Raw genomic sequence first — 25,982 nt, 5'->3', positions numbered from 1 at the left:
GGCACTTCGCCGGTGCCTGAGTTGCGCGTCGAGGGTGCAGCGCAGCCCGTTTACGGTGCAGTGCAGCATCCGCCTTCCACCCTTACGACGTATGCAGCTAGGGTTTAGCCGTATGGCACGCTTGTTGCGCTCGCTCACACAATACCGTAGCCCGATCCGTGCCTCTCGGGCCAAAAGCTATTAGAGATTCAAGGAACGCCCCCCATGTCGCCCGACCGCACAGCGTCGCTGTCCCACTTCGCGTTCATGCCTTTACCGAACTTCACGATGATCGCGTTCACCAATGCGATCGAGGTGCTTCGGATGGCGAACTACCTGAGCGGCCAGCCGCTCTATCGCTGGTCGATCATCAGCCCGGAAGGCGGCCCGGTCACGGCGAGCAACGGCCTCACGGTCGACACGGGCCCGGCCGAATGCGTGGGGCAGCCGGATATCGTATTCGTGTGCGGCGGTGTCGACGTGCAACGCGCGACCACGCCCGCCCATCTGTCGACGCTGCGCCGCTTCGCGCGCATGGGACTGCCGCTCGGCAGCCTGTGCACGGGCACCTATGCGCTCGCGAAGTCGGGGCTGCTCGCGGGCTATGCATGCGCGATCCACTGGGAAAACATGTCGGCGCTGAAGGAAGAGTTTCCGGACACGCGCTTCCTGAAGGAACTGTTCGTGGTCGACCGCGACCGCATCACGTGCACGGGCGGCGTCGCGCCGCTCGACATGATGCTGAACCTGATCGCCGCGCGCGTGGGCACCGCGCGCGTCACGCAGATCGCCGAGCAGTTCATCGTCGAACACGTGCGCGACACGAGCGCGCAACAGCGGATGCCGCTCGTCGCGCGGCTCGGCTCGGCGAACAAGTCACTGTTCGAAGTGATCTCGCTGATGGAAAACAACATCGAGGAGCCGCTGTCGCGCGAGGAACTCGCACGACTCGCGAACATGTCGCAGCGCCAGCTGCAGCGGCTGTTCCGCGAGCATCTCGGGATGACGCCCACGCACTATTACCTGACGCTGCGGCTGCGCCGCGCGCGCGAGTTGCTGCTGCAGACCGACATGTCGATCATGCACATCACGATGGCGTGCGGCTTCCAGTCGGCCTGCCACTTCAGCAAGAGCTATCGCGATGCGTTCGGCGTCGCGCCGACGCGCGAGCGCCGCAAGCAGGTCGCGCCGCTCGCGCAGGGCGCGGCGGCTGCCGCACCGGCGTTTCCGGCGCATGTGATTCACGCGTGATGCGGGCGCGGCGCGATAAAGAAGGCGGCCTCGAGGGCCGCCTTTTTGCTGGTGATTACGATCCCCACACCTGCATTTCGTCGAGCGAGTAACCCCACTGCGTCGCCCGCTTCGTGCCGAGCATCCGCACGTAGCGGCCCTGCGCGTTCAGGTTCGGCAGCGTGACGTGACCGTACGACACGCCGTTGTTCGTCGAGTAGACCGTCGTCCAGTTCGCGTTGTCGGTCGACGTCTGGATCTGGTAGACGAGCGCGCCCGCGTCCCAGTAGAGATCGACGCTGCTGATCTTCTTCACCGCGCCGAGATCGACGGAGATCCATTGCGGATCGACGCCCGCGCCTTCCGGCGAATCCCAGCGCGTGCTCGTCGTGTTTCCGTCGAACGCCTTGTCCGCCGTCAGCGATGCGTTGTAGCTCGCCGACGCAGCAGCCGGACGACCTTGCGACAGCAGCATCGGCTGCGCGGCGGCCGGGCCACCGTAGTAGCTCGAGCCGAGCTTCGCCTTGGTCGTGTCCGCATTCACGCCGAACTGCGACAGACTCCAGCGCTGGCCGGTGGTCACGTCGCCCACATAGAGCTGGTAGCCGCCCGCCGTCGTCGACGAGAAGAACACGTAGTTCGTGCCGCTCACCGGCGCCGGATCGGAGTTGTTGCTCATGCAGTCGCTGATCGGCAGCGCGTTCGGCGTCGACGCCGGGTCCGCGGTCTTCGCATAGATCTGGTCGGCACCGCCCGTGTCCTTCCAGCGCGCGTAGAACACCATGCCGTCGCCGCGTACGATCGGATAGTAGGTCTGCAGACCGGCCGGATGATCGAACACCGCCGTCGTGCCGGTCGTGATCGTGCGTTTCATCAGCCCCATGTTCGAGCCGGTGCCCGTCGCGTAGTAGACGGCGCTCGCGTCCGGCGCGAGGAACGGCATCGAGTATTCGGCGCCCACCGGTGCGTTGGTCAGGCTCACGACCGACGTGAACACCGGGCCCGTGCTCGTGTACGACAGCGTGCCCTGCTTCACGTCGCCGTTCTGCTTGAACACGAGCGTCTTGCCGTCGGCGCTGAACTTCGGATCCTCGTTGCGCGTCGCGCCCGTGCTGTTCGTCAGGTTGACCGGCGGCGTGCTGGCGCCGAGCTGCAGCATGAACACGTTCCAGGCGCCATTGCTGATACCCATGAATGCAAGCCACTTGCCGTCGGGGCTGAACACGCCGTTCATCGGATCGGTGATGCCCCAGCTGCTCTTGCTCAACTGCGTGAGCGTGCGGGCCGAAAAGTCGTACAGGAACAGCTGGCTCGTGCCGTCGCCGTACTTGACGTAGCTGTGATAGACGAGCTTGCCGGTCAGTGCGGCGGGAAACGACGCATTGGATTGAGTCGGGGGATTGTTGATGCAGGCCGCTTTAGCGGCGCCGCCGAGCAGGTTGAGCGCGAGGCCGGCGACGAGGCCCGCGACGAGGAACTTCGATTTCACGCTGATTGCTTCCGGGTAAGGTAAGGACGTTGCGCACCCGGTCCCGCACATGGTGCGCGGTCGTCACGGATCCGCCGTCAGGGGGCGTGAAGACCGTATCGATCACGCATCGGGAATAAGGCTTGCGAAGAATGCCGGTTCGCTGGTCTGAAGAAAAGGATCAGAGTCGGCCGAAAACGTGCGTATCAGCGGGTTGCGGATGAACGATTGGGGGCGGGATTGAACGCGGCGGACGCCGTGCTACTCTTTTTTCAGCGACGGCCGTGATCGGCCGGAGGCCAGGCATGAAGCGATATGCGGTGCTCGCACAGACGATTGCCGATTCGATCCGGCGCGGCGACCTGCCGGCAGGCGCACGCATTCCGACCGTGCGCTCGGCATGCAGCGCCTATCGTGTCAGTCCTTCCACCGTGTTTCGCGCGTACTACGCGCTCGAAAGCGAGGGCCTGATCGTCGCGCGCGCGCGTTGCGGTTATTTCGTTGCGAACCTCGATGACAAGCGCGTGCGCGCGGGTCGCGACACACCGCGCAAACCGGCTGCATCGCAGACCGGCGGCGACGATGCGCTGTTCCAGCTGATCGACTCGCTCAAACGCGACGACATCGTGCCGCTGGGTTCCGCGTTCGCCAGCTATTCACTGTTTCCGATGAGCAGCCTGTGGCGATATGCGGCGACGGCCGCCCGCAACATGGACCGCGAGAAACTGCTGGCCGGCCTGCCGCCCGGCAACGAGGCGCTGCGCCGCCAGATTGCGTTGCGGTACCTGAACGCGGGCGCGTCGTTGCCGATGGAAGAAATCGTCATCACGACCGGCGCGGCGGAAGCGCTGACGCTGAGCCTGCAGGCGCTCACGCGCCCTGGCGATCTGGTCGCGATCGAACGCCCTGCCTTCCCCGCGGTGCTGCAAGCCGTGCAGCGGCTGCATCTGAAGGCCATCGAGATTCCGGTTGATCCGCGCACCGGCCTCGATCTCGACGCGCTCGCCGACGTGCTCGACACGCATCCGGTGCGCGCGTGCTGGTTCATGACCTCGTTCCACAACCCGACCGGCGCGACGCTGCCCGACGAGCGCAAGCGCCGGCTGATCGAACTGCTCGCATCGCACCAGGTGCCGCTGATCGAGGACGACGTGTTCGGAGAACTACATTTCGGCCCGACGCCCACGCGCCCCGCGAAACTGTATGACGACAACGGGCTCGTGCTGCATTGCGGTTCGTTCTCGAAGTGCCTCGCCCCCGGTTTCCGGGTCGGCTGGGTCGCCGCCGGACGTTACGTGAAGCAGATCAGGCAGGTGAAGAACGCGAGCGCGCCGGCGGCGGACGTGCCCGCGCAGATGGCCGTGTCCAGCTATCTGCGCAACGGCGCGTACGACCGCTTCCTGCGCAGGCTCCGGCTCAACCTCGCGGCCCACCAGGCGCAGATGCTCGCGGCCGTTCGCGCGTACTTCCCGGCCGACACCGAGGTGTATGCCCCGCGCGGCGGATATTTCCTGTGGATCGAATTGCCGCCGCACGTGGATGCGATGCAGTTGTTCGGCGACGCGATGGAGAATGGGGTCAGCCTCGCGCCCGGGCCGATCTTTTCGATGACGGGCGCCTTTCACCGCTACGTCCGGCTGAACTATGGCCGACCGTGGACCCCTGCCGTCGAGGACGCGATGCGCACCATCGGAAGGCTCGCGGGGCGGCAACAGCAGACGAGGTAGCAACGATCATGCAAGTCCTGCCCAACCGGAAAGTCCGCACGCGCGACACGCTGCGCGGCGCACTGAACCTGCGTGCCGAGCCGCGCGCCACCGTCAGCCAGCGCTGCCGGCAGTGCGGCTTCATGGCGTTCCGCGCCAGCGAGCAGTGCCCCGTCTGCGGACAGGGAGGCTGGCCGTTCGCGCCGCTGCGCCGATCGAACGACGATGCGCCCGCCGCGCAGGCCACGCCCCCGCACCAGGCGCAGCCCGTCCCGACGTGGTCGTCGCGCGTCGCGGCCGCGGTGCGCGGCGCGGCGGTCCAGCGGCCGCGGGCGTCGAGCGCGCCGCTGCTGAGCATCCTGACCCTCGTGATGCTGGTCGGCGGCTATGTGACGTATGACCGGACGTGCCGGGTGGATCCCGTCTGTCGCGGACCGGGCGCGTCGCGCCCGGTGACGGCTTACGCCAGTCTGCATGCGGCTGACGCGCCGACGTTGCCGGTCGGGCCCGCGCCCGCACCCGTCCAGGCAATGCATCCGGCCGAGCGCGCGGCAGTCGACGCCGATCGGCTCGCCGACGCCAATGTCGACACCGACGCCGATCGGTCGAGCAAGGCCGCTCAACCCGGCAATGCGGGCACGCCCCGACACGCGGCAGGACGCCCGATGACGACGCTCGCGCGGCACGCGCCGCCGGTTCACGGACCGGACAGCGCGCGCGGCAGCGGCATTCGCGTCGCCGACTGGAAAGGCGGTGCCACCGCGACGCGACGCGGGCACGCGATACGCCGCGTGACCCTGCATACGCGTCATGGTCGGCGCGCGATGGCGAGCGGGGCCGAAACGGCGATGATCTATCGCGGGCATTGAGCGCGCGGCGCACGGCGACCGCAGCCACGCCCACAACGAAAAACGGGCGGCACCGTCTCCGGTGCCGCCCGCTTCATGCCCGTCGTTCGTGCGTCAGGCCGCCAGCAAGCCGTGCGGATCGATCACGAATTTGCGCGGCGCGCCGCCGTCGAACTTCTTGTAGCCTTCCGGCGCCTGGTCGAGCGAGATCACTTCGACGTTGACGATCTTCGCGATCGGCAGACGGTCGAACAGGATTGCCTGCATCAGGTTGCGGTTGTACTTGAGCACCGGCGTCTGGCCCGTGAAGAACGAGTGCGACTTCGCCCAGCCGAGGCCGAAGCGGATGCTCAGGCTGCCGTGCTGCGCGGCCTTGTCCTTCGCGCCCGGATCGTCCGTCACGTACAGGCCCGGGATGCCGATCGCGCCGGCCGGCCGCGTGATTTCCATCAGCGAGTTCAGCACCGTCGCGGGCGCTTCCTCGGAATGGCCCGACGAACCGTGGCCGTGCGCCTCGAAGCCGACGCAGTCGACCGCGCAATCGATCTCCGGCACGCCGAGGATCTGCTCGATCTGCTCGCCGAGCGACGCGTCCTTCGACAGGTCGACCGTCTCGAAGCCCATCGCCCGTGCGTGCGCGAGGCGTTCCGCGTTCATGTCGCCGACGATCGTCACCGCCGCGCCGAGCAGGCGCGCCGACGCGGCCGCCGCCATGCCGACCGGGCCCGCGCCCGCAATGTAGACCGTCGAGCCCGGCTTCACGCCCGCGCTCACCGCGCCGTGATAGCCGGTCGGAAGAATGTCGGACAGGCAGGTCAGATCGCGAATCTTCGCCATCGCCTGGTCGCGGTCGGGGAATTTCAGCAGGTTGAAGTCCGCGTACGGCACGAGCACGTACTCGGCCTGGCCGCCGATCCAGCCGCCCATGTCGACGTAACCGTAAGCACCGCCGGCACGCGACGGGTTCACGTTCAGGCACACACCCGTATGCGTGTCCTTGCACATCGCGCAGCGGCCGCATGCGACGTTGAACGGCACCGACACGAGATCACCGATCTTCAGCGTCTCGACGTCCGGGCCCACCTCGACCACTTCGCCCGTGATCTCGTGACCGAGCACGAGGCCGACCGGAGCGGTCGTGCGGCCGCGCACCATGTGCTGGTCGGAGCCGCAGATGTTCGTGCTCACCACTTTCAGGATGACACCGTGGCCGATCGCGCGGCCGGTCGGATCGACCATTTTCGGATAATCGATCTTCTGCACTTCGACCTTGCCCGGCCCAAGATAGACGACACCTCGATTGCTGCTCATCGTATTGTCTCCATGTCTCGTTGATGGCGCTGCCGCGCGCCGACGGATGCGGCGCTACGCAACGTGCTGTTCGAGAGTAGTCCCGGAGGTGGGGGCCCCGATGTCTCAAACGCGACATGCGTTTGAACGGTGCCGACATCCATGGCGGAAACACGAAAGTCGGGTCAGGAAAGACGGCCGGAGTGCGCGATCGTGCAAGGCATGGAACGCGTGAGCGCGCGACCCGGCCGATCGGCGCGAGCGGCCCGCCCCGTCGGTCGGGCGCGCGTTACCCGCCCTGATTCTCGCGAACGATCGCGGCGGCCGCCGCTTCCGCGTCGCTCGCCACCCCGTCGTGCACGCGCGTACTGACGGCCGGCGTAGGCGGCTCGCTGTCGAGCGCATGGCCGTCGCGGTTGCGCGTATCGACGGTCGCACGCATCGACAGCCCGACCCGCAGCGGATGCGCGGCCAGATCGCGAGGATCGATCGCGATCACGACCGGCACGCGTTGCACGACCTTGATCCAGTTGCCGGCCGCGTTCTGCGAGGGCAGCATCGAGAACGCGCTGCCGGTGCCGGCCGAGAAGCCCTGCACGCGGCCGCGATAGGTCACGCGCGAGCCGTAGAGATCCGACACGATCTCGACCGGCTGCCCGATGCGCATGTGGCGGATCTGCCCTTCCTTGAAATTTGCCTCGATCCACAACTGGCTGAGCTGCACGATCGACATCAGCGGCACGCCGGGCCCGACCTGCTGGCCGACCTGCACCGAACGTTGACCGATCGTGCCGTCGACCGGCGCGACGATCGTCGTGCGCTTCAGGTTCCGGTACGCGAGCTTGAACTGCGCGGCCGCCTGCACGACGGCCGGGCTTTCGTCGACGGGCAACCGGGTGCCGAGCGCGCGCGCCGCATCGAGCTGCGCCTGTGCGGCCGCGAGATTGGCCTGCGCACCGGCGACCGCCGCGCGCGCGCGCGCCAGCTCCTCCGGCGCGACGATCTCGACCGACGCGCCCGAGCGCGCGGCGAGCGCGCGCTGCGCGAGCGACAGGTCGGCCTGACGCGCGGTCACGGCTTCGACGTACATCGTGTTCGAGATCTTCGCGTTCGCGACCTGCCGCACGGCCTGCACGAGTTGCGCCTTCGCCTGCGCGAACGCGACGGACGCCTCGGTGTCGTCGAGCCGCACCAGCGTCTGCCCGGCACGCACGGCCTGCGTATCGGCGACCAGCACGTCGGTCAGGGTGCCCGGAATCTGCGCCGCGACCTGCACGATGCTGCCTGCGACGTACGCGTCGTCGGTGTCTTCGTAATAGCGGTCATGCAACAGCCAGAACGCGATCCAGACGAGCGCGGCCAGCAGCACGACCGCGAAGAACAGCGTGAAGCGCTTGCGGCGCGTCGCCCGGCGCGCGTCGAGTGCGGGATCGTTCAGGGCAGCCGGCTGCGCGGCGGTATGAAGGTTGTCGTGGTGCATCAGTCGCTTTGCGTAACGATCAGGCGGTCATGCTGGAACAAGGGGATCGGCGGCATGGCCGACGGGCCCGGCGCTGGATTCACTGCCGCCGTGCGCGCGGAAACGGGGGCGCCGCGGGGCGTCGCGCCGCCGGCCGGCGTGCGGGCCGCGTCGTCGCGTCGTGCAGCCGCCGCATTCGATGCTGCGACGACCTGCGGGACGGCCACGCTCCGCGCACGCGCATCGGCCGACGGCCCCGCCACCGACTGGCTGGTGGTCGCCGCGGCGGTCGGTGCGGTCGTGGCGGTCGCAGCCGCCACGGCGGGCGCTGCGGATGTGGCGATCGAAGCACCCCGCTTCGCCGCCCCGCCGCGCGCCCGATGCACGGTCGGCGCCTGCGCGACCGTCGCGCCCGCGTCGAACCCGCCGCCCAGCGCACCGATCAACCCGACACGCAGCGTCCGCTGTCGGCCGAGCAACGCGATCATCTGTGCGCGCTCGTCGATCAACGTGAGATCCGCGACATCGACGTCCTTCTGCATCAGCACGCCGCGCCGATGACGGTCAGTCGCAATCTCCACGATCTTTTGCGCGGCCGCGACCGCGTCCTGCTGCTGCGCGACGAGCGTCTGCGACGTACGCAGAGACGTGACGATCTGCGCGACCTGACCGAGCGCGTCGTCGACGGTCTTGTTGTACAGGCCGATCGCGACGTCGGCCTGCGCGACGTCCGCGCCGAGCTTCGCCTTCAGCCGGCCGCGATCGAACACCGGCAGCGAGATCGCCGGGCCGACGGAGCCGCCAAGCGCGTCGCGCGAGAACAGCGACGCGGGCGTCAGCGCGAACACGCCGCCGAGCGCGACGAGATTCACGTCCGGATAGAACTGCGCGCGTGTCGAATCGGCATTCGCGAACGCGGCCTCGACACGCAGCCGCGCGGCGACGATGTCGGGCCGCCGGCCCAGCAGATCGGCCGGCAGCCGCGCGGGCAGCGCGCCGCCGGCCAATGCGCCGACGCGCGGCCGCTGCAGCGCGAGCCCGCGCTCCGGGCCGCGGCCCGACAGCACACCGAGCTGCAGTTGCGCGAGCTTGATCTGCTCGTCGTTCAGCGCGATCTGCGCGAGCAACTTGCTGCGCTTGATCGATGCGTCGCTCGCGTCGTACGCGTTGTCGAGCCCGCGCGCAGTACGCTCGCGCAGCACGGCCGTCACGCGCTGACTGACCTTCAGCTTCTGCTGCAGCAGATCCTGCGTCGCGTACGCCTGGTCGAGCTGGCAGTACACGGTGACGATCGCGACCGCCAGCGTGAGCCGCACCTGCTCGGCCTCGACCCGCGCCGCTTCACGCAGCGACATCAGGCTCTTCGTCGCCGCGCGGTTCTTGCCCCACAGGTCGAGCTGATAGTTGAGCCCGACGAACACCGACGACGGCGATACGTTCGGATCGCCAAATATCTCGACCGGCACCCGATAGCCGCCGACCGACACGTTGGCGACGTCGTCGCCCGGCTTCGGCATCCGCGCGCGGCTGATCGTTGCGCCGGCCGTGCCCGTCAGCCCCGTCAACGAATCGAACTGCTGAAGCTGCGCCTGCGCGATCCGCAATCGCGCCTGAGCGACCTGCAGGTCGGGATTGTTTTGCGATGCCTCGGCGACCAGCGCGTCGAGCTGCGGATCCTGCAGTTGCTTCACCCAGTCGGGTGCGGGCCACGCACCGTTCACGCCGGGGCCGGCCGTGTGCGCGAGCGCATCGTCGGCCGGCGCGCGCAACGACAGCGACGGCAGGAAGCCCGTCGGCACACATCCGCCCAATGCCATCGCCGCCGCCGCGGCGCCGATCAACGCACCGCCCTTCACGCCACGCGCCAGCGCTGCCGTATTTTCTTTCACACGCCGCATCGTTTCCCTCATCCCTGCTGGACGCGCTGCGCACGCGCGGCCAGACGCGGCCGCGTGCGCTCGAGCGGACCGAGCCGGCCGAACAGGCCGTCCGCGATACCGAACAGGATGCCGGCGAGCTTGTCGCGCTTGTCGCGCTCGACGAGCGCGATCTGCACGACCTGCCACACGGTCAGCAGGTTCGGCACGATCGCCACCGGAAAGCGCAGCCCGTACTGCATCCCGAGCTGCACCGCATTGCGTGCGCTGTAGTAGCGCCGTTGCCACGAGTGATTCATCGACGTCATTTCGAAAGGGCCGAACGCGTGACGCTGCTTCGCGCCGATCCGGTGCGGCAGCACCAGCGACGGCACGACGTAGAGCGGCACGTTGCGCGCGAGCGCGCGGAAGCTGTATTCGGTATCGACGTGATCGATGAACAGCGTCTCGTCGAAGCGGCCGAGCACGTCGAACGCGGCGCGCGACACGACGCAGCCCGACGAGATCAGGAACGCACAGCGCTGCAATTGCGCATCGGGATCGACGCGCAGCCGGCGTAACGCGATCCCGTTGGTCGCCAGCTCGGGCAGGAAGCTGCGCGCGTTCTCGTCGAAGATGCGCGGGCCGGCAAGGAATGCGCGCCCCGCGAGCCCCGCGCAGGCGTCGCGCATCGTCGAAAAGTAACCGGCCGGCACCGACGAATCCTGGTCGAACAGCGCGACCGCATCGACGTTGTCGCGAAACAGCGCCGCGAGCCCCGCGTTGTACGCGCCCGCGACTCCGCCGCGATTGCCGTGATGCAGCAGCGCGATGCCGTCGCGCGCGCACAGTTCGCTTGCGCGCGGATCGGGCTGCGGCGTGTTGTCGACGACGAGCAGCGCGTCGCACGCGTGCCGCCACGTGCCAAGCGCCGCGAGCTGCGCGTCGGTCGGGTGATACAGGATCACGAGTGCGCCGAGTGTCGTCATGCCGCTCTCCTCAATGTCCGAACGAAGCTGCCGCGCCGCGCTTCGGCCGCGTGAGCCACATCATCGCGGCGAGCACGAGGCAGGTCATGCTCGCCATCCAGAACATATCGCCCGTCGCCATCATGTACGCCTGCTGCATCACGACCTGGTGCAGCGTGGATAGCTCGCGTACGCCGTCCACGCCCATCGCGTTCAGCGTGTGCACGAAGCGCTGCGTGTTCGCCGACGCGTGCGTGACCGATTGCGACACGACGTCGTAGTGATAGGTCGCACGGTTGTCCCACAGCGTCACGCTCATTGCGGTGCCGAACGCGGCCGACAGCGTGCGCAGGAAGTTCGACAGGCTCGACGCCGCCGCGAGCCGGTCGTCCGGAATGCGCGACAGCGTCGCGGCGGTCAGCGGAATGAAGAAACACGGCAGCCCGATGCCCTGGATCAGCCCGGGCGCGGCGATCTGCGCGAACGTCATCTTCAGCGTGAAATGCGCATCCCATGCGAGCACGGCCGCGAACACGAGGAAGCCGAAGGTCGCGAGCACGCGCGCGTCGAAACGGTGCGCGTGCAGGCCGACGAGAATCGAGAACACGAGCGCGAGCACGCCGAGCGACGCGGTGGCGAGCCCCGCGTGGAATGCGTTGTAGCCCATCACCGCCTGCATCCACAGCGGGAACACGACACCCACCACCGAGAAGCTCATCATCCCGAGCGAGATGATCAGCACGCAGAACGAGAACGTGCGATCGCGAAACAGGCTCAGGTCGACGACCGGATGGGCCTCGCCCGCCTCCCAGATCAGCAGCGACACGATCGCGAGCCCCGCGACCACCGCGAGCGTGACGATCAGCGGCGAATCGAACCAGCCCTTGTCGTGGCCGAGATCGAGCATCGCCTGCAGCGCACCGACGCCGATCACGAGCAGCACGATGCCCGGCACGTCGATCGGGCCGGCCTCACCACGCTGCGCGTCGGGGCGCAGCATCGCGGTGCAGACCGCGAACGAGAACAGCCCGATCGGCAAATTGATCAGGAAAATCCACGGCCACGAGAAGCTGTCGACGATCCAGCCACCGACCACCGGCCCGAAGATCGGCGCGAGCAGCACCGTCATCGCCCATAGCGCGAGCGCGACGGTGCGCCTGTCCGGCGGGAACGTGCGCAGCAGGATCGTCTGCGACAGCGGCACCATCGGCCCCGAGCACAGCCCCTGCAGCGCGCGGCAGACCACCAGCACGTGCAGGTCGCGCGCGAGGCCGCACAGCAGCGACGTCAGCGTGAACAGCAGCACCGCGCCGACGAACAGCCGCAGCTCGCCGACGCGCCGCGCGAGCCAGCCGGTCAGCGGCACCGCGATCGCGGCCGCGACCGAATACGAGCTGATCACCCACGTACCCTGGCTGTTCGAGACGCCGAGACTGCCCGAGATCGCGGGCACCGCGACGTTGGTGACGGTCGAGTCGAGCACTTCGATGAAGGTCGCGAGCGACAGCGCGAACGTCAGCAGCGCGAGCCGGGCGCCGCGCACCGGCGGCGCAACGGGTGCGGGTTCGCTCGCGTCGAAGGCGGCGGGCGTGTCCTGAAGCGGCGATGCCGTGCTCATGCGCCCGCCAACGCGACAACGGGCGGCAAGATCGCGCGTCCGCGGCTCGGCACGAAGCGCTCGATGTAATCGGCAGCCGTTTCGCAGCCGTCCGGCGCCGCGTTGATCAGCGCACGCGTGCGTTCCGCATGCAAGGACAATTCGGGTTCATCCAGCACGCGCGCGAGCGCCGCACCGAGACGCACGCCGTCGACCGCACCGTCGACGCGCAGGCCGGCGCCGCTTGCCGCGACGCGCTGCGCGTTGTCGAACTGGTCGTGCGCGAACGGTGTCACGACCTGCGGAATTCCGGCTTCGAACGCGAGTGCCGCCGTGCCGATCCCGCCGTGATGCACGAGCGCGCGGCAACGCGGCAGCAGCGTGCGCATCGGCACGAAGCGGCGCACGAGCAGCCGATCGCCGTCCGGCGCCGCATCGTGCGGGCTCAGCAGGATCCCGCGCGCGCCGGTCGCGCGCAGCGCATCCGCCACCGCGCGCGCATACGCCGCATGATCGACGCGTGTCGAACCGGCCGTGAACACGACCGGGGGTTCACCGGCCGCGAGATACGCATCGAGTGCCACATCTTCGTCGGGTGTCGCAATATCGTTGAACAACGGGAAACCGCTTTGCAGGTGATTCGACGGCCAGTCCGGCTGCGGCGGCGCGAACCAGCCGGGAAACAGGCACAGCACGCCGTCGGTCGAATGCAGCCAGCGGCCCAGCACGCGCCGCGCGGGCGCGAGCCCGAGCTCGCGGCGCACCGCGTTGAGCGCGGGGCCGCAGGTGCGATCGAGCACCTGGCGCTCGATCAGCGTCATCAGCGCCGCCTTCACCGGCAGCGGCCAGCGTGCGGGAATCGTCAGGCGCGGGTGCGTCGGCGGGGCATGCGCGGACAGCAGCGTCGACGGCGACACCTGCACCGATACATACGGCGTGCCGTGCAGTTCCTGCATGAAGCGCGCGGAGAATGCCCATAGCGTGCCGACGAGCACCGTATCGCCATCAGCCAATGCGCGCAGCGCGTCGTAGTGCGGGCGCAGCGTCGGTGCGATCACCTGCCACAGCGTGCGAAACGACGTGCGCGAATCCCACAGCGCGGGGTTCGCCATCGCGGCCTCGTATTCGGCCGCGGTGCCGATCGGCACGAACGCGAACCCGCAACGGCGCACGATCGCCTCGAACGGCGCGTGCGTGCAAAACACGACGTCGTGGCCGCGCAGCGCGAGCGCACGCGCGACGCCGAGCAGCGGATGCACGTCGCCCGCCGACCCGATCGCGGTCACGATCACCTTCGCCATCGCGCGCCTCGCGGGGTCAATAGAAGCCGGGGATCAGCGCCGCGACCTCGCGGCGGTATTGCGCGTACGCCGGCCCGAAATACCCGGTCAGCCAGCTTTCCTCGACACGTACCTTGTACGCGAGCGACGCGAACACGAGCGCGACGCCAAGCGCGCCGCGCCACTCTCCGCCGATCAGCGCGGCGCCGACGAGCGCGATCAGGCAGCCCGTATAGATCGGGTGACGCACGAGCGCGTACGGCCCGGTGCGGACGAGTTCATGGTCTTCCTTCAGCGTGACCGACACGCTCCAGTTCGTGCCGAGATGCAGCCGCGCCCACACGGAGAACAGCAGCCCCGCGACGAGCACCGCGAGCCCGCATTGCGCCTGCAGGCCGAAGCGCTGCCAGTCGGGCACGAGTGCCTGCCACGACGGATCGGGCAGGATGATCAGCGCGCCGCCGACGATCAGCGGAATCGACTGCAGCGTGCGCGAGCGCGACGCCTCCTTGCGCACGGTCGTCTTCACGGCCTGCGACGTCGCGATCCAGTAGGCGAGCCACGCGGCCCAGGGAACGACGATGGCGATGGTCTGAACGATATTCACGGCTGGCCTGCCTCGTGTGAAAGAGAATTCGGATGCACCCGGTGTGCCCGGTGCGTGACGTGCTGCGTCATGACGACAGCGCCGGCATCGGCGCGGACACGCATGCGTGTGCGGCGCCGAGCGCGAGGCCCGCGGCGACGGGCGGCGTATCGCAGAAGAAGTCGAGCAGCGCCGCGCGCGTGGTTTCGCGCTGCGCGCGGCCTTCGATGTCGAGGAAATGACCGGCGTCGGGAATCGTCGCGAAGCGCGCGCGCGGCACGTGCGCAGCGAGCTGGCGGACATCGGCCGGCGTCGTGTATTCGTCGCGCTCGCCGTTCAGGAACAGCAACTCGCAGCCGATGTTGGAAAACTCGCTCAGGTAGCGCTCCGGCTGCAGCGACAGGATCTGGTCGACGTGGAACGCGACCTGGTCCTGCTCGTCGCGCGGCAAGCGCGTCAGATAGCGGTAGTTGTAGAGCTTCATGATGCGCGGCAGGTAGCGGCCGACCGTATCGTTCAGCAGCTGCGCGGCCTTCAGGTTCTCGCCGGCCGCGATGTGGTCGCGGGCGCGCGTCACGTAGTCGACCATCGCGTCGTTCAGGAACGGCGAGAACGAGCAGATCGCCGCGCGCCGCACGCTCGGGCAGCCGCGCGCGAGCGCGAACAGCGACGCGACACCGCCCCACGACACAGATACGAGGAACGCCGGCGCGAAGCGTTCGACCAGATGCTGGAGAATCGCGGCCTCGTCGTCCTTGGTCAGAATGAAGCAGCCGGGGTTGTGCTGGCGCGACTGCCCCGCGTACGGCAGGTCGAAGCAGATCGTGTTCATCCGCTCGCCGAGATACTGGACGGTCTGCCCGAACGATGCGGTCGTCGCGAGCGCGCCGTTGACGAGCATCGCCGTGTCGAACGACGGATCGAACACGTTCCGTTCGACGTAGACCTTCAGACCATTCGGTAGCGGGACCACGTGTTTTTCGGTCGGCATCGTCGTTCTCCGGTGGATGCGGCGTCTCGGCGTCGCGGCATGCTGCAGGTGCGCAATGGCGGGCGCCGGCCCTGTCGCGGTCGTTGGCCGCGCCCATTGCCGACGCACCGCGGGAAAAACCCGCGGCGCCGATTCATTCCTTTTGGTTCGGCGCCATACTAATACGGGCAATATTACTTACTCAAGTCATTCCAACGATCCCCTCTACTCCGCCCGGAAATACGCCGGATTCAATTATATTTTGCATTTTTTATGGTAGACGGACACGGTCCCGAGTTAACCGCAATCGTTTGCAGTCGAGCCGACAGACAATCGAGCACCAACACTATTTCCTTTAATTTCAATGCGATATCAAGTTTCAATCGGATGATTGAAACGAATTCCGGGAAATTACCCACGACGAAACCCAAGACTCGAATTTTCGAATTTCCGAAAATCTCACATAGCTCGACATTCTTTCGACGTGTAATAAATCGATTCAATTAACTTTCGCAACCATTGCGCCATCTTTTCGGAAATCGTTTTAAACAAACTTCAAGTTATTTAACCTTCTTTCAACGCGTTTTTCCGCACCTGCACAATCGCGGCGGCAGCGTCTGCTCGCCCAACCGATCGCTCGATTAACCGTCGGACCCTGTTTTTTTGTTGATTGAACGGTCAATAAAAAACCGATAAGCTGTCGACTTCCAGGAACGGCCCGTTCGGGCGAAGGGGATCGCAATGCCGAAGGTCGGAATGCGGGAGATTCGTCGCGCGCAGTTGATCGACGCGACGCTGCGCTCGATCGACGAGGCCGGCCTCCCCGGCACGACGCTCGCATCGGTCGCGCAGCGCGCGAACATCTCGACGGGTATCGTCAGCCATTACTTCGGCGACAAGGACGGCCTGCTCGAAGCCACGATGCGGCACGTGCTGCGCGATCTGTGGGCGGCCACCACGCGCCGTCGCGTCGCGGCACGCAAGGACCCGCGGTCCCGGCTGCGCGCGATCGTCGCCGCGAACTTCGACGACACGCAGGTCAGCGCACCCGTGATGAAGACCTGGCTCGCGTTCTGGTCGCAGAGCATGCACGACGCGATGCTCAAGCGCCTGCAGCACGTCAACACGCGGCGCCTCCATTCGAACCTGTGCGCGGAATTCGCCAAGGCGTTGCCGCGCGCGAAGGCACGGGAAGCCGCCAGCGGCCTCGCCGCGCTGATCGACGGCCTGTGGCTGCGCGGTGCGCTCGCCGGCGGCCCGATCGACACACGGGCTGCACTGAAGCTCGCCCACAATTACATCGACCTGCTCCTCGCGTCAGACTGACGCGTCACGCAGTCGCCCTCAAGGAGATCCTCATGTCCGTATACGGTTTGCAGCGCCTCTACATCGGCGGCGGTTACGTCGACGCCACCAGCGGCAAGACTTTCGACACCTTCGACCCCGCCACCGGCGAACTGCTCGCGCAGGTGCAGCAGGCAAGCGCGGCCGACGTCGACCGCGCGGTCGCATCGGCACAGGAAGGCCAGCGCGAGTGGGCCGCGATGACCGCGATGCAGCGCTCGCGCATCCTGCGCCGCGCCGTCGACCTGCTGCGCGAACGCAACGACGAACTCGCGGCGATCGAGACGCGCGACACCGGCAAGCCGATCGGCGAGACGCTCGCGGTCGACATCGTCACGGGCGCGGACGTGATCGAATACTACGCGGGCCTCGCGACCGCGATCGAGGGGCTGCAGGTGCCGCTGCGCGCCGAGTCGTTCGTGTATACGCGCCGCGAACCGCTCGGCGTGTGCGCGGGCATCGGTGCATGGAACTACCCGATCCAGATCGCGTGCTGGAAGACGGCGCCCGCGCTCGCGGCCGGCAACGCGATGGTGTTCAAGCCGAGCGAAGTCACGCCGCTCACCGCGCTGAAGCTCGCGGAAATCTATACGGAAGCCGGCGTGCCGGCCGGCGTGTTCAACGTCGTGCAGGGTGACGGTTCGGTCGGCGCGCTGCTGACGGGCCATCCGGACATCGCGAAGGTGTCGTTCACCGGCGGCGTCGAGACCGGCAAGAAAGTGATGTCGCTCGCCGGCGCATCGTCGCTGAAGGAAGTGACGATGGAGCTCGGCGGCAAGTCGCCGCTGATCGTGTTCGAGGATGCCGACCTCGACCGCGCCGCCGACATCGCGGTCACCGCCAACTTCTTCAGCTCGGGCCAGGTCTGCACCAACGGCACGCGCGTGTTCGTGCACGGCTCGGTGAAGGACACGTTCACGCAGAAGGTGCTTGAACGCGTGAAGCGCATTCGCGTCGGCAAGCCGACCGACGCCGACACCAACTTCGGCCCGCTCGTGTCGGCCGCGCAGCTCGACAAGGTGCTCGGCTTCATCGAGAGCGGCAAGGCCGAAGGCGCGAAGCTGCTCGCCGGCGGCACGCGCCTGACCGACGGCCACTTCGGCAGCGGCCAGTACGTCGCGCCGACCGTGTTCGGCGACTGCCGCGACGACATGAAGATCGTCCGCGAAGAGATTTTCGGGCCGGTGATGAGCATCCTCGATTTCGCATCGGAAGACGAAGTGATTGCCCGCGCGAACGACACGCACTACGGCCTCGCGGCCGGTGTCGTGACCGAGAACCTGTCGCGCGCGCATCGCACGATCCACCGCCTCGAAGCCGGCATCTGCTGGATCAACACGTGGGGCGAATCGCCGGCCGAGATGCCGGTTGGCGGATACAAGCAATCCGGTGTCGGACGCGAGAACGGCATCACGACGCTCGAGCACTACACTCGAATCAAGTCGGTGCAGGTCGAGCTCGGCCGCTACAACCCGGTGTTTTAAGGATCACGAAAGGAGACTGACCGTCATGACGACACGCGAATACGACTACATCATCTGCGGCGCCGGTTCCGCGGGCAACGTGCTCGCGACGCGCCTGACGGAAGATCCGAACGTCACGGTGCTGCTGCTCGAAGCGGGCGGCCCCGACTACCGCTTCGACTTCCGTACGCAGATGCCGGCGGCACTCGCCTATCCGCTGCAGGGCCGTCGCTACAACTGGGCCTACGAGACCGACCCCGAGCCGCACATGGACAACCGCCGGATGGAATGCGGCCGCGGCAAGGGGCTCGGCGGCTCGTCGCTGATCAACGGGATGTGCTACATCCGCGGCAACGCGCTCGACTACGACAACTGGTCGACGCACAAGGGACTCGAGAACTGGACGTATCTCGACTGCCTGCCGTACTTCAAGAAGGCCGAGACGCGCGACGTCGGCCCGAACGACTATCACGGCGGCGACGGCCCCGTGTCGGTCACGACCAGCAAGCCGGGCGTGAACCCGCTGTTCGAGGCGATGGTCGATGCGGGCGTGCAGGCCGGCTATCCGCGCACCGACGACCTGAACGGCTATCAGCAGGAAGGCTTCGGCCCGATGGACCGCACCGTCACGCCGAAGGGCCGCCGCGCGAGCACCGCGCGCGGCTATCTCGACCAGGCGAAGGTGCGGCCGAACCTCGAGATCGTCACGCACGCGCTCGCCGACCGCATCCTGTTCGACGGCAAGCGCGCATCGGGCGTCACGTACCTGCGCGGCAGCGAGCGCGCGACCGCGCATGCGCGCCGCGAAGTGCTCGTGTGCAGCGGCGCGATCGCGTCGCCGCAGCTGCTGCAGCGCTCGGGCGTCGGCCCCGGCGCGTGGCTGAAGGAACTCGACATCCCCGTCGTGCTCGATCTGCCCGGCGTCGGCCAGAACCTGCAGGATCACCTGGAGATGTACATCCAGTACGAGTGCAAGGAGCCGGTGTCGCTGTATCCGGCGCTCAAGTGGTGGAACCAGCCGAAGATCGGCCTCGAGTGGATGCTGAACGGCACCGGCCTCGGCGCGACCAACCACTTCGAGGCGGGCGGCTTCATCCGCACGCGCGACGACGATCCGTGGCCGAACATCCAGTATCACTTCCTGCCCGTCGCGATCAACTACAACGGCTCGAACGCGATCGAGATGCACGGCTTCCAGGCGCACGTCGGCTCGATGCGTTCGCCGAGCCGCGGCCGCGTGAAACTGCGCTCGCGCGATCCGAACGATCATCCGAGCATCCTGTTCAACTACATGGCCGAATCGCTCGACTGGCGCGAGTTCCGCGATGCGATCCGCGCGACACGCGAGATCATGCGGCAGCCCGCGCTCGACCGCTATCGCGGCCGCGAGCTGAACCCGGGTGCCGACTGCAAGAGCGACAAGGAACTCGACGCGTTCGTGCGGGCCCGCGCGGAAACCGCGTTCCATCCGTCGTGCTCGTGCAAGATGGGTTACGACGACATGGCCGTGGTCGACGAGGAAGGCCGCGTGCACGGGCTCGAAGGGCTGCGTGTGGTCGATGCGTCGATCATGCCGATCATCACGACCGGCAACCTGAACGCGCCGACGATCATGATCGCGGAGAAGATCGCCGACAAGATCCGCGGCCGCACGCCGCTGGCGCGCGTGGACGTGCCTTACTTCGTCGCGAACGGCGCGGCGGCGCGCAATATCGCGAAGGCGGTGCGGCAGCCGGAAACGGCGTAACCGCGCGAGCGCCCTCCCCGGGGCGCAGCAGCAACGCACACGGCTCGCCGCGTTCTCGCCGCGAGCCGTTTTTCATTTCATCGGGCGCTCTCGCCGCCCGTACTGAAGCGCTTGATCGCAGCCACCCTCGGCCGCACGCGTTTCGCGCGCACGATCGGATTCGATCGCGACGTCAGGCTCATCGCGCCGCTCAGACGCTCGAACGCGACATCCTCCTTCATCCCGAAGCGACCGACCGCCGGCCACGCGAGCACTTCATCGAGCCACGCCTGCCACGCGTCGCCATGAAAACGCCGCGCGAACTCGCGCACCATGCCCGGCGCCGCGATCACGATGCCCGCCAGCAGGTAATACGCCCAGAAACTGCCCGCGCCGACGAGCCGGTCGAGTCGGCACACGAACACCGCCGCGAGCAGGCCGTCGACCGACGCGAGATCGGCACGTCGTTCGCGAATCGCGCGCGCGACGAGATTGTGCCGACCACCATACGCGGCAAAGGAAGCCCCTTTTCCGGCAGCCAGCTCCGCGCAGAACATCGCGAGCGCGGCCATCTCGTCGATGCGGGCGGCATCGTCGCGCGGCCCGCAGATGCGCAGCACGATCGCGTCGATGATCGCGCCGGGCCGCGCGGACGGGTCCACGCACGCGGCCACGACTGCCGCCCGTCGTTCTCTCAGGTTCTTCGCGGGCTGTGCTTCGCCGCTCGCGGGTTGTTTTCGGCCGTCGTGCCCGTCGGCGCCGTCGACACCGCCAGGTTCGACGCCGCCGGCAATGCGCTCCAGCGCGGCCCAGCCGTCGGCGGGATCGTCGAAGGCCCACGCATCGACGACACCGTGCGCTGCTTCGAATACTGCGCGCGATCCCGGGCAGCATCGTTCCGCGTGCGCAAGTTGCCGCGTATTCGGCACGTGGATGCACGCGCCGAGCGGCTCGGTCGCGTCGCACGCGCAACCGCCGCCGTCCATTGCCGTCCACGGTGCGAGTTCGTGGAGGACGGCAAGCGCTTCGTGCGGCAGCGTCACGCCCGTGCGCACGCTGGCCGTACGCGACGACCGCGCGGTCGTTGCGCCAGCGTCGTCCGTCGCCACGCAAGCCGCTGCGTTCAGATATTCGATCAGGTACTGCAGCCACGCGGCCGTGCGCAGCCGGTCGGGCGTCGCAGCGCGGGCATCGCCATACTTCGCTGGGTCGGTGAGCATGGGTGGTCCGGAATGGTTCTGGCAAATCGAAATGATTGTTCTATGTCCGTCGACGCAGGCGGCACGGTGCGTCGCGCCGGCCCCCCGCGTGGCCGCCCGCAACGGATCGCGAAGCAGGCGGCCAGCCGGTCGTCACGCGGAACCACGCGACGACGCGAATGCATCGCGAAACCGGCACGCCCGCCGCGCATCGTTGCACGGCCCTCGTCCCTGGCGGGCGCCCGGTTCCGATCGCGCGACGCTTACTGCACGTGGAACTTCGGCGACGTGGCGACCGTGCCGCTGACCGTGCAGTCCGGTGTCAGCACCGCGTTGTTGAACGTCAGTGACGAGTTCGGATCGCTCCACGTCGTCACGACCTTGCTCGGCCCGCAGGCGCCGAGCAGCGAAACGGTCACCTTCGCGTTGTTGATCGACAGCTGCGTCGTACTGTCGGCCTGGCCCGTCCACGGCGATGCGCTGGTCGCGCTGCCGCTGATCAGGCCGCACGTCGCGCCGCCCGTAAACGTCGTCGACGTTATGTTGACGATGCCCGTCGAGGAGATCGTGCCGTTGAACGTCGCGTTGCAGGTTGCGTTGATCGACCCCTTGGCCAGGACAGTGAGGCCCGTCGCGGAGAACGGCTCCCCGTTCGGGTTCATGGCCTGCCCGTCGGCGCGCGAGACGGTCACGGCGAAAGCAGGCGCGGCCGAAACCGCGGTGAATGCCACTGCAGCAACAAGCGATACGATTTTGCGAATGCTCATTTGAACTGCCCCCTCTCTCTTCACAAATGGCGGCATGCCGCCAGGAACGCGACGCCCCGGCCGGATCGGATCGGCCGCTCGGTCGCAGGAAACCGCCGGCGTACGCAATGCACGCCGGACGGCTCAGAACTTGTAGGAAATCCCGACGAAGGTGATCAGCGGATCGGCCTTCAGCCGCGTGCGCGTGGTCGCGAGCGTCGAACCGTCAGCGGCCTTGATCACAAGCGACGAGTAGGTCTTCAGCGGCATGTAGGTCAGCGTCGCCGTCAGCCCCCAGTGCTTGTCGATCGCATAGCTCGCGCCGACGTTGTAGACCGGCGTGAACGACGACGACGCCTTGCCCTCCACCGACGTCGGCCCCGGCTTGCCGGCGCCGGCCGCGAGCACGCTGCCGAGGTTCTCGTTGATGTCCTTCGCGAAGTTGCCGTTCAGTTCGATGTTGCTGAACCAGCTGTAGGCCACGCCGATCCCGACGAACGGGCGGAACTTCGCTGTCGGTGCATTGAAGTAGTACTGCAGAATGATCGTCGGGCTCCATTGCCGCGCATTCTTCACGGCCGGCTGGTTCGACGGATTGTCCATGTTGACGCTGCCGAGCGACCCGGCCGGGCCCGGCGGCCGGATCACGCCGTGCCCGGTCAGCGTGAACTCGGGTGGCACACCGAGCACCGACGTCACCGCGATATGGTCGGTGAAGAAGTGCGTGAGCGTGAGGCCGACCGTGTCGGCGTTGTTGACCGTCAGGCTGGTGCCCGGCGACGTGAACGACCCGGGCAGCCGCAGCGGCCCGTTGATCGGCATGCTCGCGAGATTCGTCGTCAGCCCGTTGGTCGAATCCTGCGGCATGATGTGCAGCCACCCCAGCGTCGCGACATTGTCGCCCGCCTGTTGGGCCGATGCGAACGTCGACACGCCTGCGACGACACTCGCGACAATCAGCTTCTTCATGAAGTCTCCCCCTCATTCCATCCGGGCGCCGCGCAGCCATGTGCGACGCCGCCGTGTCTCCATCCGCGTGTGATCACTGCACGAACGCGCCGACCGTGAAGTACGGATTGCTCGTATTGGCCATGTCGAGGAACCCGAACACGCCGCCCGTGAACACGAACTTGCCGGTCGCCGGCCCGGACGCCTCGTCCGCGTGCACGGTCGTCACGACGCCCGGCACCTTCTGCGTGTAGTCGAGGTTCAGCGCACGCGTGAGCGCGGCCTGGGACGCGTTGAACGGATCGAGCAGCGTCGCCTGCGCACCGACGAGCGCGGTCGCGCGGTAGTTGAACGCGCTGTCGACGCCCGTGTACTCGCCGTTCTCCGAGCCTTGGGTGATGGCCGTCTGCGGGCTCAGGAACGAGATGCCCGATTCGTCGTCCGCGCTCGGCGGCCCCTGCGTGAGGTCCGCGTTCGCGGCACCCGTGCGGATGAAGACCGGCACGAGCTGATTGCGCAGCTTGCCGACGATCAGGATTCCCTTGCCGCCCTTCGCCGGATCGAGTGCGGCGAGCGTCGGCGGAATCTGCGGCTGGTAGTTCAACGACTGGAGCGCCGGTGCGTCCGGGCGCAGCGTGAACGGCTGGTTCACGGTCGCGCTCGATGCGAGCGGCTGCCCGCCGTTCTTCTTGCCGAAGTTGTCAGTCTCGACGTAGCTGCCGTCGGCGTTGATCGTCACCTGCTGGTCGAGCGCCACCGGCTGGAAGTTCTGCGACGGCACCTGGTGGTAGCCGAGCTGGTTGTACGTGCCCGCGATCTTCGTCAGGTCGGTTTCGAGCGACGAGAAGCTGATGAACGGGTAGTACGGGAACGTCGTCTTCGGAATCTTGCCCACGCCGATCACGCCGTCGAACTGGATCGTCGCGCCCGGAATCGCACCGCCCAGCACGCCTTCACCGAGGAACAGGCGCGCCGGCCGGCTCGGGTCGAGGCTCGCGTTCTGCATCCGGAACGTGCACTGGTTCAGCTTCACGGTCGGCAGGCCCGTTTCGTCGGCCAGCGTGCCGTCGACAACGTTGGCCGGCGCCGTGTCGCGCGTCGGCTGCACCGTGCCGGTGGCCGTCGGCACCGGCGATGCGAGGTAGGTCATCCGGTACGTCATCTTCGTCGTGTCGAGCTGCACCTTCACGAGTTCGCCCGAGCCGGAGCCGCCGATGAACACAGTGTTGTAGTCGATCGTCTGCGGACACAGCCTGACCACCGGCGCGGGCGGCGGGTCGCCATCGCCACCGCAGGCGACCAGCACGGGCGCGAGCGACGCCGCGGCCATCCAATTCTTCACATTCATAGGAATCCTCTAGAATTTTTATTCGCCGGCGGCGACGCGTGCGCCGCCGGTGTTCCGTGTTCAGTCCGCCGCTACTGGACGAACGCGCCGACCGTGAAGAACGGGTTGACCTTGTTGTTGTTGACGACCATCGCGTAGATGTTCCCGGCCGTCACGAGCCAGCCGGTGTCGCCCTTGCTGAAGATCGCCACGTTGCCGTTCGCCCCCTTCGCGTTGAAGTCCTGCGACGCCGTGACCTTGATCTTGCCGGGCGTGGCCTGCGTGTAGTCGAGCGCGAACTGCGACGTGACCGACGACGTCTGCGGGTCGATGAACGCCGCGGTGGCGCCCTGGAACAGCGTCGACGTGTAGTTCGCGGCCATTGTCGATACGGCGGTACCGTCGTTGCAACTGCCGGCCTGCGCCAGGAAGAAGGTGCCGTCGAAGGTGCCGGGCAGATCCGGATGCGGGACGTTGTTGTTGAAGCTCGGCCCCGCCGTCGCGATCGCGAACGTCGCGGTGCTGGGTGCCACGACACCGCACGCGGATGCGCTCGTTGCGCCGATGAAACCGCCCTTCAACGAATTGGCCGAGACGGCCGTCGTCCGCGACAGCATCGAAATCCCCACCTCGGCATCGGCGACCGACGCCAGCAGGTTGCTCGCGTCGATATGCGTGTAGCCCACGCGAATCACGACCGGCACCAGAACGCCGTTCAGCTTGCCGACGATCATGATGCCCTTCGCCTGACTCGGCGCGACGATGACGATTGCCGAGCCCTGCCCAGCGAACGGATAGATGAGGGTGCCGCCCGCGTTCGCCACCGCGTGGCTCACGAACACGTTGTCGGACGAGCCGTCCGCGTTCTTGCGCAGCGCCCACGGCGTTCCGGTGGTCTGGCACGAGTAATCGCTGCCTGCCGTGATGGTGCACGAGCCGTCGGCATTGAACGTCTGGTTCCAGTTGACGACGTCGGGTTGCCAGCCGACCGCCCCCGTGCTGCTCTGCGCGCTGCCGCCGACCGGCGACAGGTGGATGCCGAGTTCGTTGTAGTTGCCCGCGACCTTCGAGAAGTCGGTTTCGGTATCGGTGAAGCCGATGAACGGATAGAAATCGAAGGTGCGCGACGGCACGGTGCCAAGCACGATGCCCGGGAACGGCTCGAGACCGGCGAACGCGATCGTTGCGCCCGGAATCCCGCCGCCAACCACCCCGTTGCCGACGAACAGCATCGGCGGATCCGCGCGATTGATCGTCACCGCATACGCGCCGTCGCTCGTCGCGCCGCTGTCGAGCACGAACGCACAGCGGTTCTGCTCGGCGGTCGGCAGATTGGTCGGATGATGGAATGCACCGCTGATCGTCAGGCCCGCGCGCGTGTTGTTGACCTGCCCCGCCGAGGTCGGCACCGACGATTCGATGAACTGCATCTGGTAGGTGAGCTTCGTCGTGTCGAACTTCACCTTCACGTATTCGCCGCTGCCGGCGCCGCCCGTGTAGGTCGTCGTGTAGTCGAGCGAATCCGGACACAGCTTCGTCACGACGGGCGGCGTCGTTTCCGCGCCGCTCGGCCCGCATGCGCTGCCTGAGCACTGCGGCACGTTGATCGGGCCCGGATCGTCGCCGCCGCCGCAACCGGCAACGAACGGCAGCGCCAGCACGGCGCACGACAGGATCGCCTTCCGCCAATCAGGAATGCAAATCATCAACCCCTCCTTTTGAGGTACGACAGGTCTCGTCCGGATGAGCTGCGTGGCCCACCGGTTGGTATCGCGCCGACGCGACGATGCGCGGCACATGACGATGCGCACGATGTGCGCCGCGTTGCCGGTCACGCAAATGCGATCAGGATCGACGCGGCTGGCAAGCGCAATCCGGCGCCACCGTCATGCGGCAAGGCGCCATCGGGGAAATCGAAATGGAATGGGGTGCGTCGCTACCGCGGCAACGCGATGCGATGACGCAGGCAGCGCGCAATGCGCGGCGCGCCCG

At 67.4% G+C, this 25,982-nt stretch carries 20 protein-coding genes; 6 read left to right on the top strand and 14 right to left on the bottom strand.

Translation table 11 applies throughout. From position 1 onward, the window contains the following. Positions 1-204 precede the first annotated feature (204 nt). On the top strand, positions 205-1,230 hold the full coding sequence (locus BTE28158_RS05525; RefSeq protein WP_059600253.1) for a GlxA family transcriptional regulator: 1,026 nt from the start codon (positions 205-207) through the stop codon (positions 1,228-1,230). Positions 1,231-1,285: 55 nt separating this feature from the next. Here the strand turns inward: BTE28158_RS05525 and BTE28158_RS05520 are convergent, their stop codons facing one another. Then, complete coding sequence (locus tag BTE28158_RS05520) at positions 1,286-2,698, bottom strand: discoidin domain-containing protein (RefSeq protein ID WP_151047607.1); 1,413 nt, start codon at positions 2,696-2,698, stop codon at positions 1,286-1,288. A gap of 284 nt (positions 2,699-2,982) precedes the next feature. On the opposite strand from BTE28158_RS05520, the gene BTE28158_RS05515 reads away from it, so the two are divergent. Both BTE28158_RS05515 and BTE28158_RS05510 read left to right on the top strand, forming a co-directional pair. Continuing rightward, positions 2,983-4,404, top strand: coding sequence for an aminotransferase-like domain-containing protein (locus tag BTE28158_RS05515; protein ID WP_124622143.1), 1,422 nt, complete (start codon positions 2,983-2,985; stop codon positions 4,402-4,404). An 8-nt stretch (positions 4,405-4,412) separates the two neighbouring features. Then, complete coding sequence (locus tag BTE28158_RS05510) at positions 4,413-5,252, top strand: ATP-dependent serine protease (protein ID WP_174919740.1); 840 nt, start codon at positions 4,413-4,415, stop codon at positions 5,250-5,252. Positions 5,253-5,345: 93 nt separating this feature from the next. Here the strand turns inward: BTE28158_RS05510 and fdhA are convergent, their stop codons facing one another. The 8 genes from fdhA to BTE28158_RS05470 all read right to left on the bottom strand — a co-directional run bounded on the left by fdhA (position 5,346) and on the right by BTE28158_RS05470 (position 15,258). Further along, positions 5,346-6,542, bottom strand: a complete 1,197-nt coding sequence (gene fdhA / locus BTE28158_RS05505) for a formaldehyde dehydrogenase, glutathione-independent (RefSeq protein WP_059600256.1) — start codon at positions 6,540-6,542, stop codon at positions 5,346-5,348. A gap of 268 nt (positions 6,543-6,810) precedes the next feature. Then, on the bottom strand, positions 6,811-8,001 hold the full coding sequence (locus tag BTE28158_RS05500) for an HlyD family secretion protein (protein ID WP_174919738.1): 1,191 nt from the start codon (positions 7,999-8,001) through the stop codon (positions 6,811-6,813). Further along, on the bottom strand, positions 8,001-9,797 hold the full coding sequence (locus tag BTE28158_RS05495; protein ID WP_420868017.1) for an efflux transporter outer membrane subunit: 1,797 nt from the start codon (positions 9,795-9,797) through the stop codon (positions 8,001-8,003). Before BTE28158_RS05495 ends, BTE28158_RS05500 begins: the two co-directional genes overlap by 1 nt. Positions 9,798-9,886: 89 nt before the next feature. Next, the gene (locus BTE28158_RS05490; protein ID WP_059600259.1) at positions 9,887-10,825 is read right to left on the bottom strand and encodes a glycosyltransferase family 2 protein; all 939 of its coding nucleotides are present in this window, start codon (positions 10,823-10,825) and stop codon (positions 9,887-9,889) included. A 10-nt stretch (positions 10,826-10,835) separates the two neighbouring features. After that, entirely contained in the window at positions 10,836-12,422 is a 1,587-nt protein-coding gene (locus BTE28158_RS05485; protein WP_151048193.1) for a DHA2 family efflux MFS transporter permease subunit, read from the bottom strand. Beyond that, complete coding sequence (locus BTE28158_RS05480; protein ID WP_151048192.1) at positions 12,419-13,702, bottom strand: glycosyltransferase; 1,284 nt, start codon at positions 13,700-13,702, stop codon at positions 12,419-12,421. The genes BTE28158_RS05485 and BTE28158_RS05480 overlap by 4 nt, the downstream gene beginning before the upstream one ends. 16 nt (positions 13,703-13,718) lie before the next feature. Further along, positions 13,719-14,288 (bottom strand): methyltransferase family protein, encoded by a 570-nt coding sequence (locus BTE28158_RS05475; protein ID WP_059685557.1) that lies wholly within the window; start codon positions 14,286-14,288, stop codon positions 13,719-13,721. Positions 14,289-14,355: 67 nt separating this feature from the next. Beyond that, positions 14,356-15,258 carry an alpha/beta fold hydrolase gene (locus BTE28158_RS05470; protein ID WP_124901103.1) on the bottom strand — a complete coding sequence of 301 codons (903 nt, stop codon included), beginning with the start codon at positions 15,256-15,258 and terminating at the stop codon, positions 14,356-14,358. Between the two features lie 720 nt (positions 15,259-15,978). Here BTE28158_RS05470 and betI point away from each other — a divergent pair. The 3 genes from betI to betA are packed head-to-tail and all read left to right on the top strand — an operon-like array spanning position 15,979 to position 19,791. Further along, positions 15,979-16,563 carry a transcriptional regulator BetI gene (betI, locus tag BTE28158_RS05465; protein WP_059534154.1) on the top strand — a complete coding sequence of 195 codons (585 nt, stop codon included), beginning with the start codon at positions 15,979-15,981 and terminating at the stop codon, positions 16,561-16,563. A 32-nt stretch (positions 16,564-16,595) separates the two neighbouring features. Next, positions 16,596-18,065 (top strand): betaine-aldehyde dehydrogenase, encoded by a 1,470-nt coding sequence (gene betB / locus BTE28158_RS05460; protein ID WP_124622160.1) that lies wholly within the window; start codon positions 16,596-16,598, stop codon positions 18,063-18,065. 25 nt (positions 18,066-18,090) lie between these two features. Next, positions 18,091-19,791: a choline dehydrogenase gene (gene betA / locus BTE28158_RS05455; protein ID WP_124622162.1), complete on the top strand. Its 1,701-nt coding sequence runs from the start codon at positions 18,091-18,093 to the stop codon at positions 19,789-19,791. 77 nt (positions 19,792-19,868) lie between these two features. On the opposite strand, the gene BTE28158_RS05450 is transcribed toward betA, so the two are convergent. The 5 genes from BTE28158_RS05450 to BTE28158_RS05430 all read right to left on the bottom strand — a co-directional run bounded on the left by BTE28158_RS05450 (position 19,869) and on the right by BTE28158_RS05430 (position 25,696). Further along, entirely contained in the window at positions 19,869-20,990 is a 1,122-nt protein-coding gene (locus BTE28158_RS05450) for a hypothetical protein (protein ID WP_059600266.1), read from the bottom strand. Between the two features lie 242 nt (positions 20,991-21,232). Further along, a complete protein-coding gene (locus BTE28158_RS05445; RefSeq protein ID WP_151048191.1) occupies positions 21,233-21,736 on the bottom strand; it encodes a PraA/PraB family alkane oxidation protein activator in 504 nt (167 codons plus the stop codon). A 123-nt stretch (positions 21,737-21,859) separates the two neighbouring features. Continuing rightward, the gene (locus tag BTE28158_RS05440; protein WP_151048190.1) at positions 21,860-22,684 is read right to left on the bottom strand and encodes an OmpW/AlkL family protein; all 825 of its coding nucleotides are present in this window, start codon (positions 22,682-22,684) and stop codon (positions 21,860-21,862) included. A gap of 73 nt (positions 22,685-22,757) precedes the next feature. Further along, entirely contained in the window at positions 22,758-24,011 is a 1,254-nt protein-coding gene (locus tag BTE28158_RS05435; RefSeq protein WP_151048189.1) for a DUF2957 domain-containing protein, read from the bottom strand. Between the two features lie 71 nt (positions 24,012-24,082). Beyond that, positions 24,083-25,696 (bottom strand): DUF2957 domain-containing protein, encoded by a 1,614-nt coding sequence (locus BTE28158_RS05430; protein WP_124622168.1) that lies wholly within the window; start codon positions 25,694-25,696, stop codon positions 24,083-24,085. Positions 25,697-25,982: the final 286 nt, after the last annotated feature.

Source organism: Burkholderia diffusa, assembly GCF_902499115.1.
GTDB classification, from domain to species: domain Bacteria; phylum Pseudomonadota; class Gammaproteobacteria; order Burkholderiales; family Burkholderiaceae; genus Burkholderia; species Burkholderia diffusa.
The sequence above is the reverse complement of the archived record's forward strand: the minus strand, read 5'-3'. Positions and strand labels throughout refer to the sequence as shown.

Bases quoted from the DNA above. Each gene is read 5' to 3' on its own strand.
- BTE28158_RS05510 (WP_174919740.1), top strand. From the start codon at position 4,413: ATGCAAGTCCTGCCCAACCGGAAAGTCCGCACGCGCGACACGCTGCGC.
- BTE28158_RS05525 (WP_059600253.1), top strand. From the start codon at position 205: ATGTCGCCCGACCGCACAGCGTCGCTGTCCCACTTCGCGTTCATGCCT.
- fdhA (WP_059600256.1), bottom strand. From the start codon at position 6,542: ATGAGCAGCAATCGAGGTGTCGTCTATCTTGGGCCGGGCAAGGTCGAA.
- betA (WP_124622162.1), top strand. From the start codon at position 18,091: ATGACGACACGCGAATACGACTACATCATCTGCGGCGCCGGTTCCGCG.
- BTE28158_RS05470 (WP_124901103.1), bottom strand. From the start codon at position 15,258: ATGCCGACCGAAAAACACGTGGTCCCGCTACCGAATGGTCTGAAGGTC.
- BTE28158_RS05500 (WP_174919738.1), bottom strand. From the start codon at position 8,001: ATGCACCACGACAACCTTCATACCGCCGCGCAGCCGGCTGCCCTGAAC.
- BTE28158_RS05430 (WP_124622168.1), bottom strand. From the start codon at position 25,696: ATGATTTGCATTCCTGATTGGCGGAAGGCGATCCTGTCGTGCGCCGTG.
- BTE28158_RS05485 (WP_151048193.1), bottom strand. From the start codon at position 12,422: ATGAGCACGGCATCGCCGCTTCAGGACACGCCCGCCGCCTTCGACGCG.
- BTE28158_RS05450 (WP_059600266.1), bottom strand. From the start codon at position 20,990: ATGCTCACCGACCCAGCGAAGTATGGCGATGCCCGCGCTGCGACGCCC.
- BTE28158_RS05435 (WP_151048189.1), bottom strand. From the start codon at position 24,011: ATGAATGTGAAGAATTGGATGGCCGCGGCGTCGCTCGCGCCCGTGCTG.
- BTE28158_RS05445 (WP_151048191.1), bottom strand. From the start codon at position 21,736: ATGAGCATTCGCAAAATCGTATCGCTTGTTGCTGCAGTGGCATTCACC.
- BTE28158_RS05515 (WP_124622143.1), top strand. From the start codon at position 2,983: ATGAAGCGATATGCGGTGCTCGCACAGACGATTGCCGATTCGATCCGG.
- betB (WP_124622160.1), top strand. From the start codon at position 16,596: ATGTCCGTATACGGTTTGCAGCGCCTCTACATCGGCGGCGGTTACGTC.
- BTE28158_RS05490 (WP_059600259.1), bottom strand. From the start codon at position 10,825: ATGACGACACTCGGCGCACTCGTGATCCTGTATCACCCGACCGACGCG.
- BTE28158_RS05440 (WP_151048190.1), bottom strand. From the start codon at position 22,684: ATGAAGAAGCTGATTGTCGCGAGTGTCGTCGCAGGCGTGTCGACGTTC.
- betI (WP_059534154.1), top strand. From the start codon at position 15,979: ATGCCGAAGGTCGGAATGCGGGAGATTCGTCGCGCGCAGTTGATCGAC.
- BTE28158_RS05495 (WP_420868017.1), bottom strand. From the start codon at position 9,797: ATGGCATTGGGCGGATGTGTGCCGACGGGCTTCCTGCCGTCGCTGTCG.
- BTE28158_RS05480 (WP_151048192.1), bottom strand. From the start codon at position 13,702: ATGGCGAAGGTGATCGTGACCGCGATCGGGTCGGCGGGCGACGTGCAT.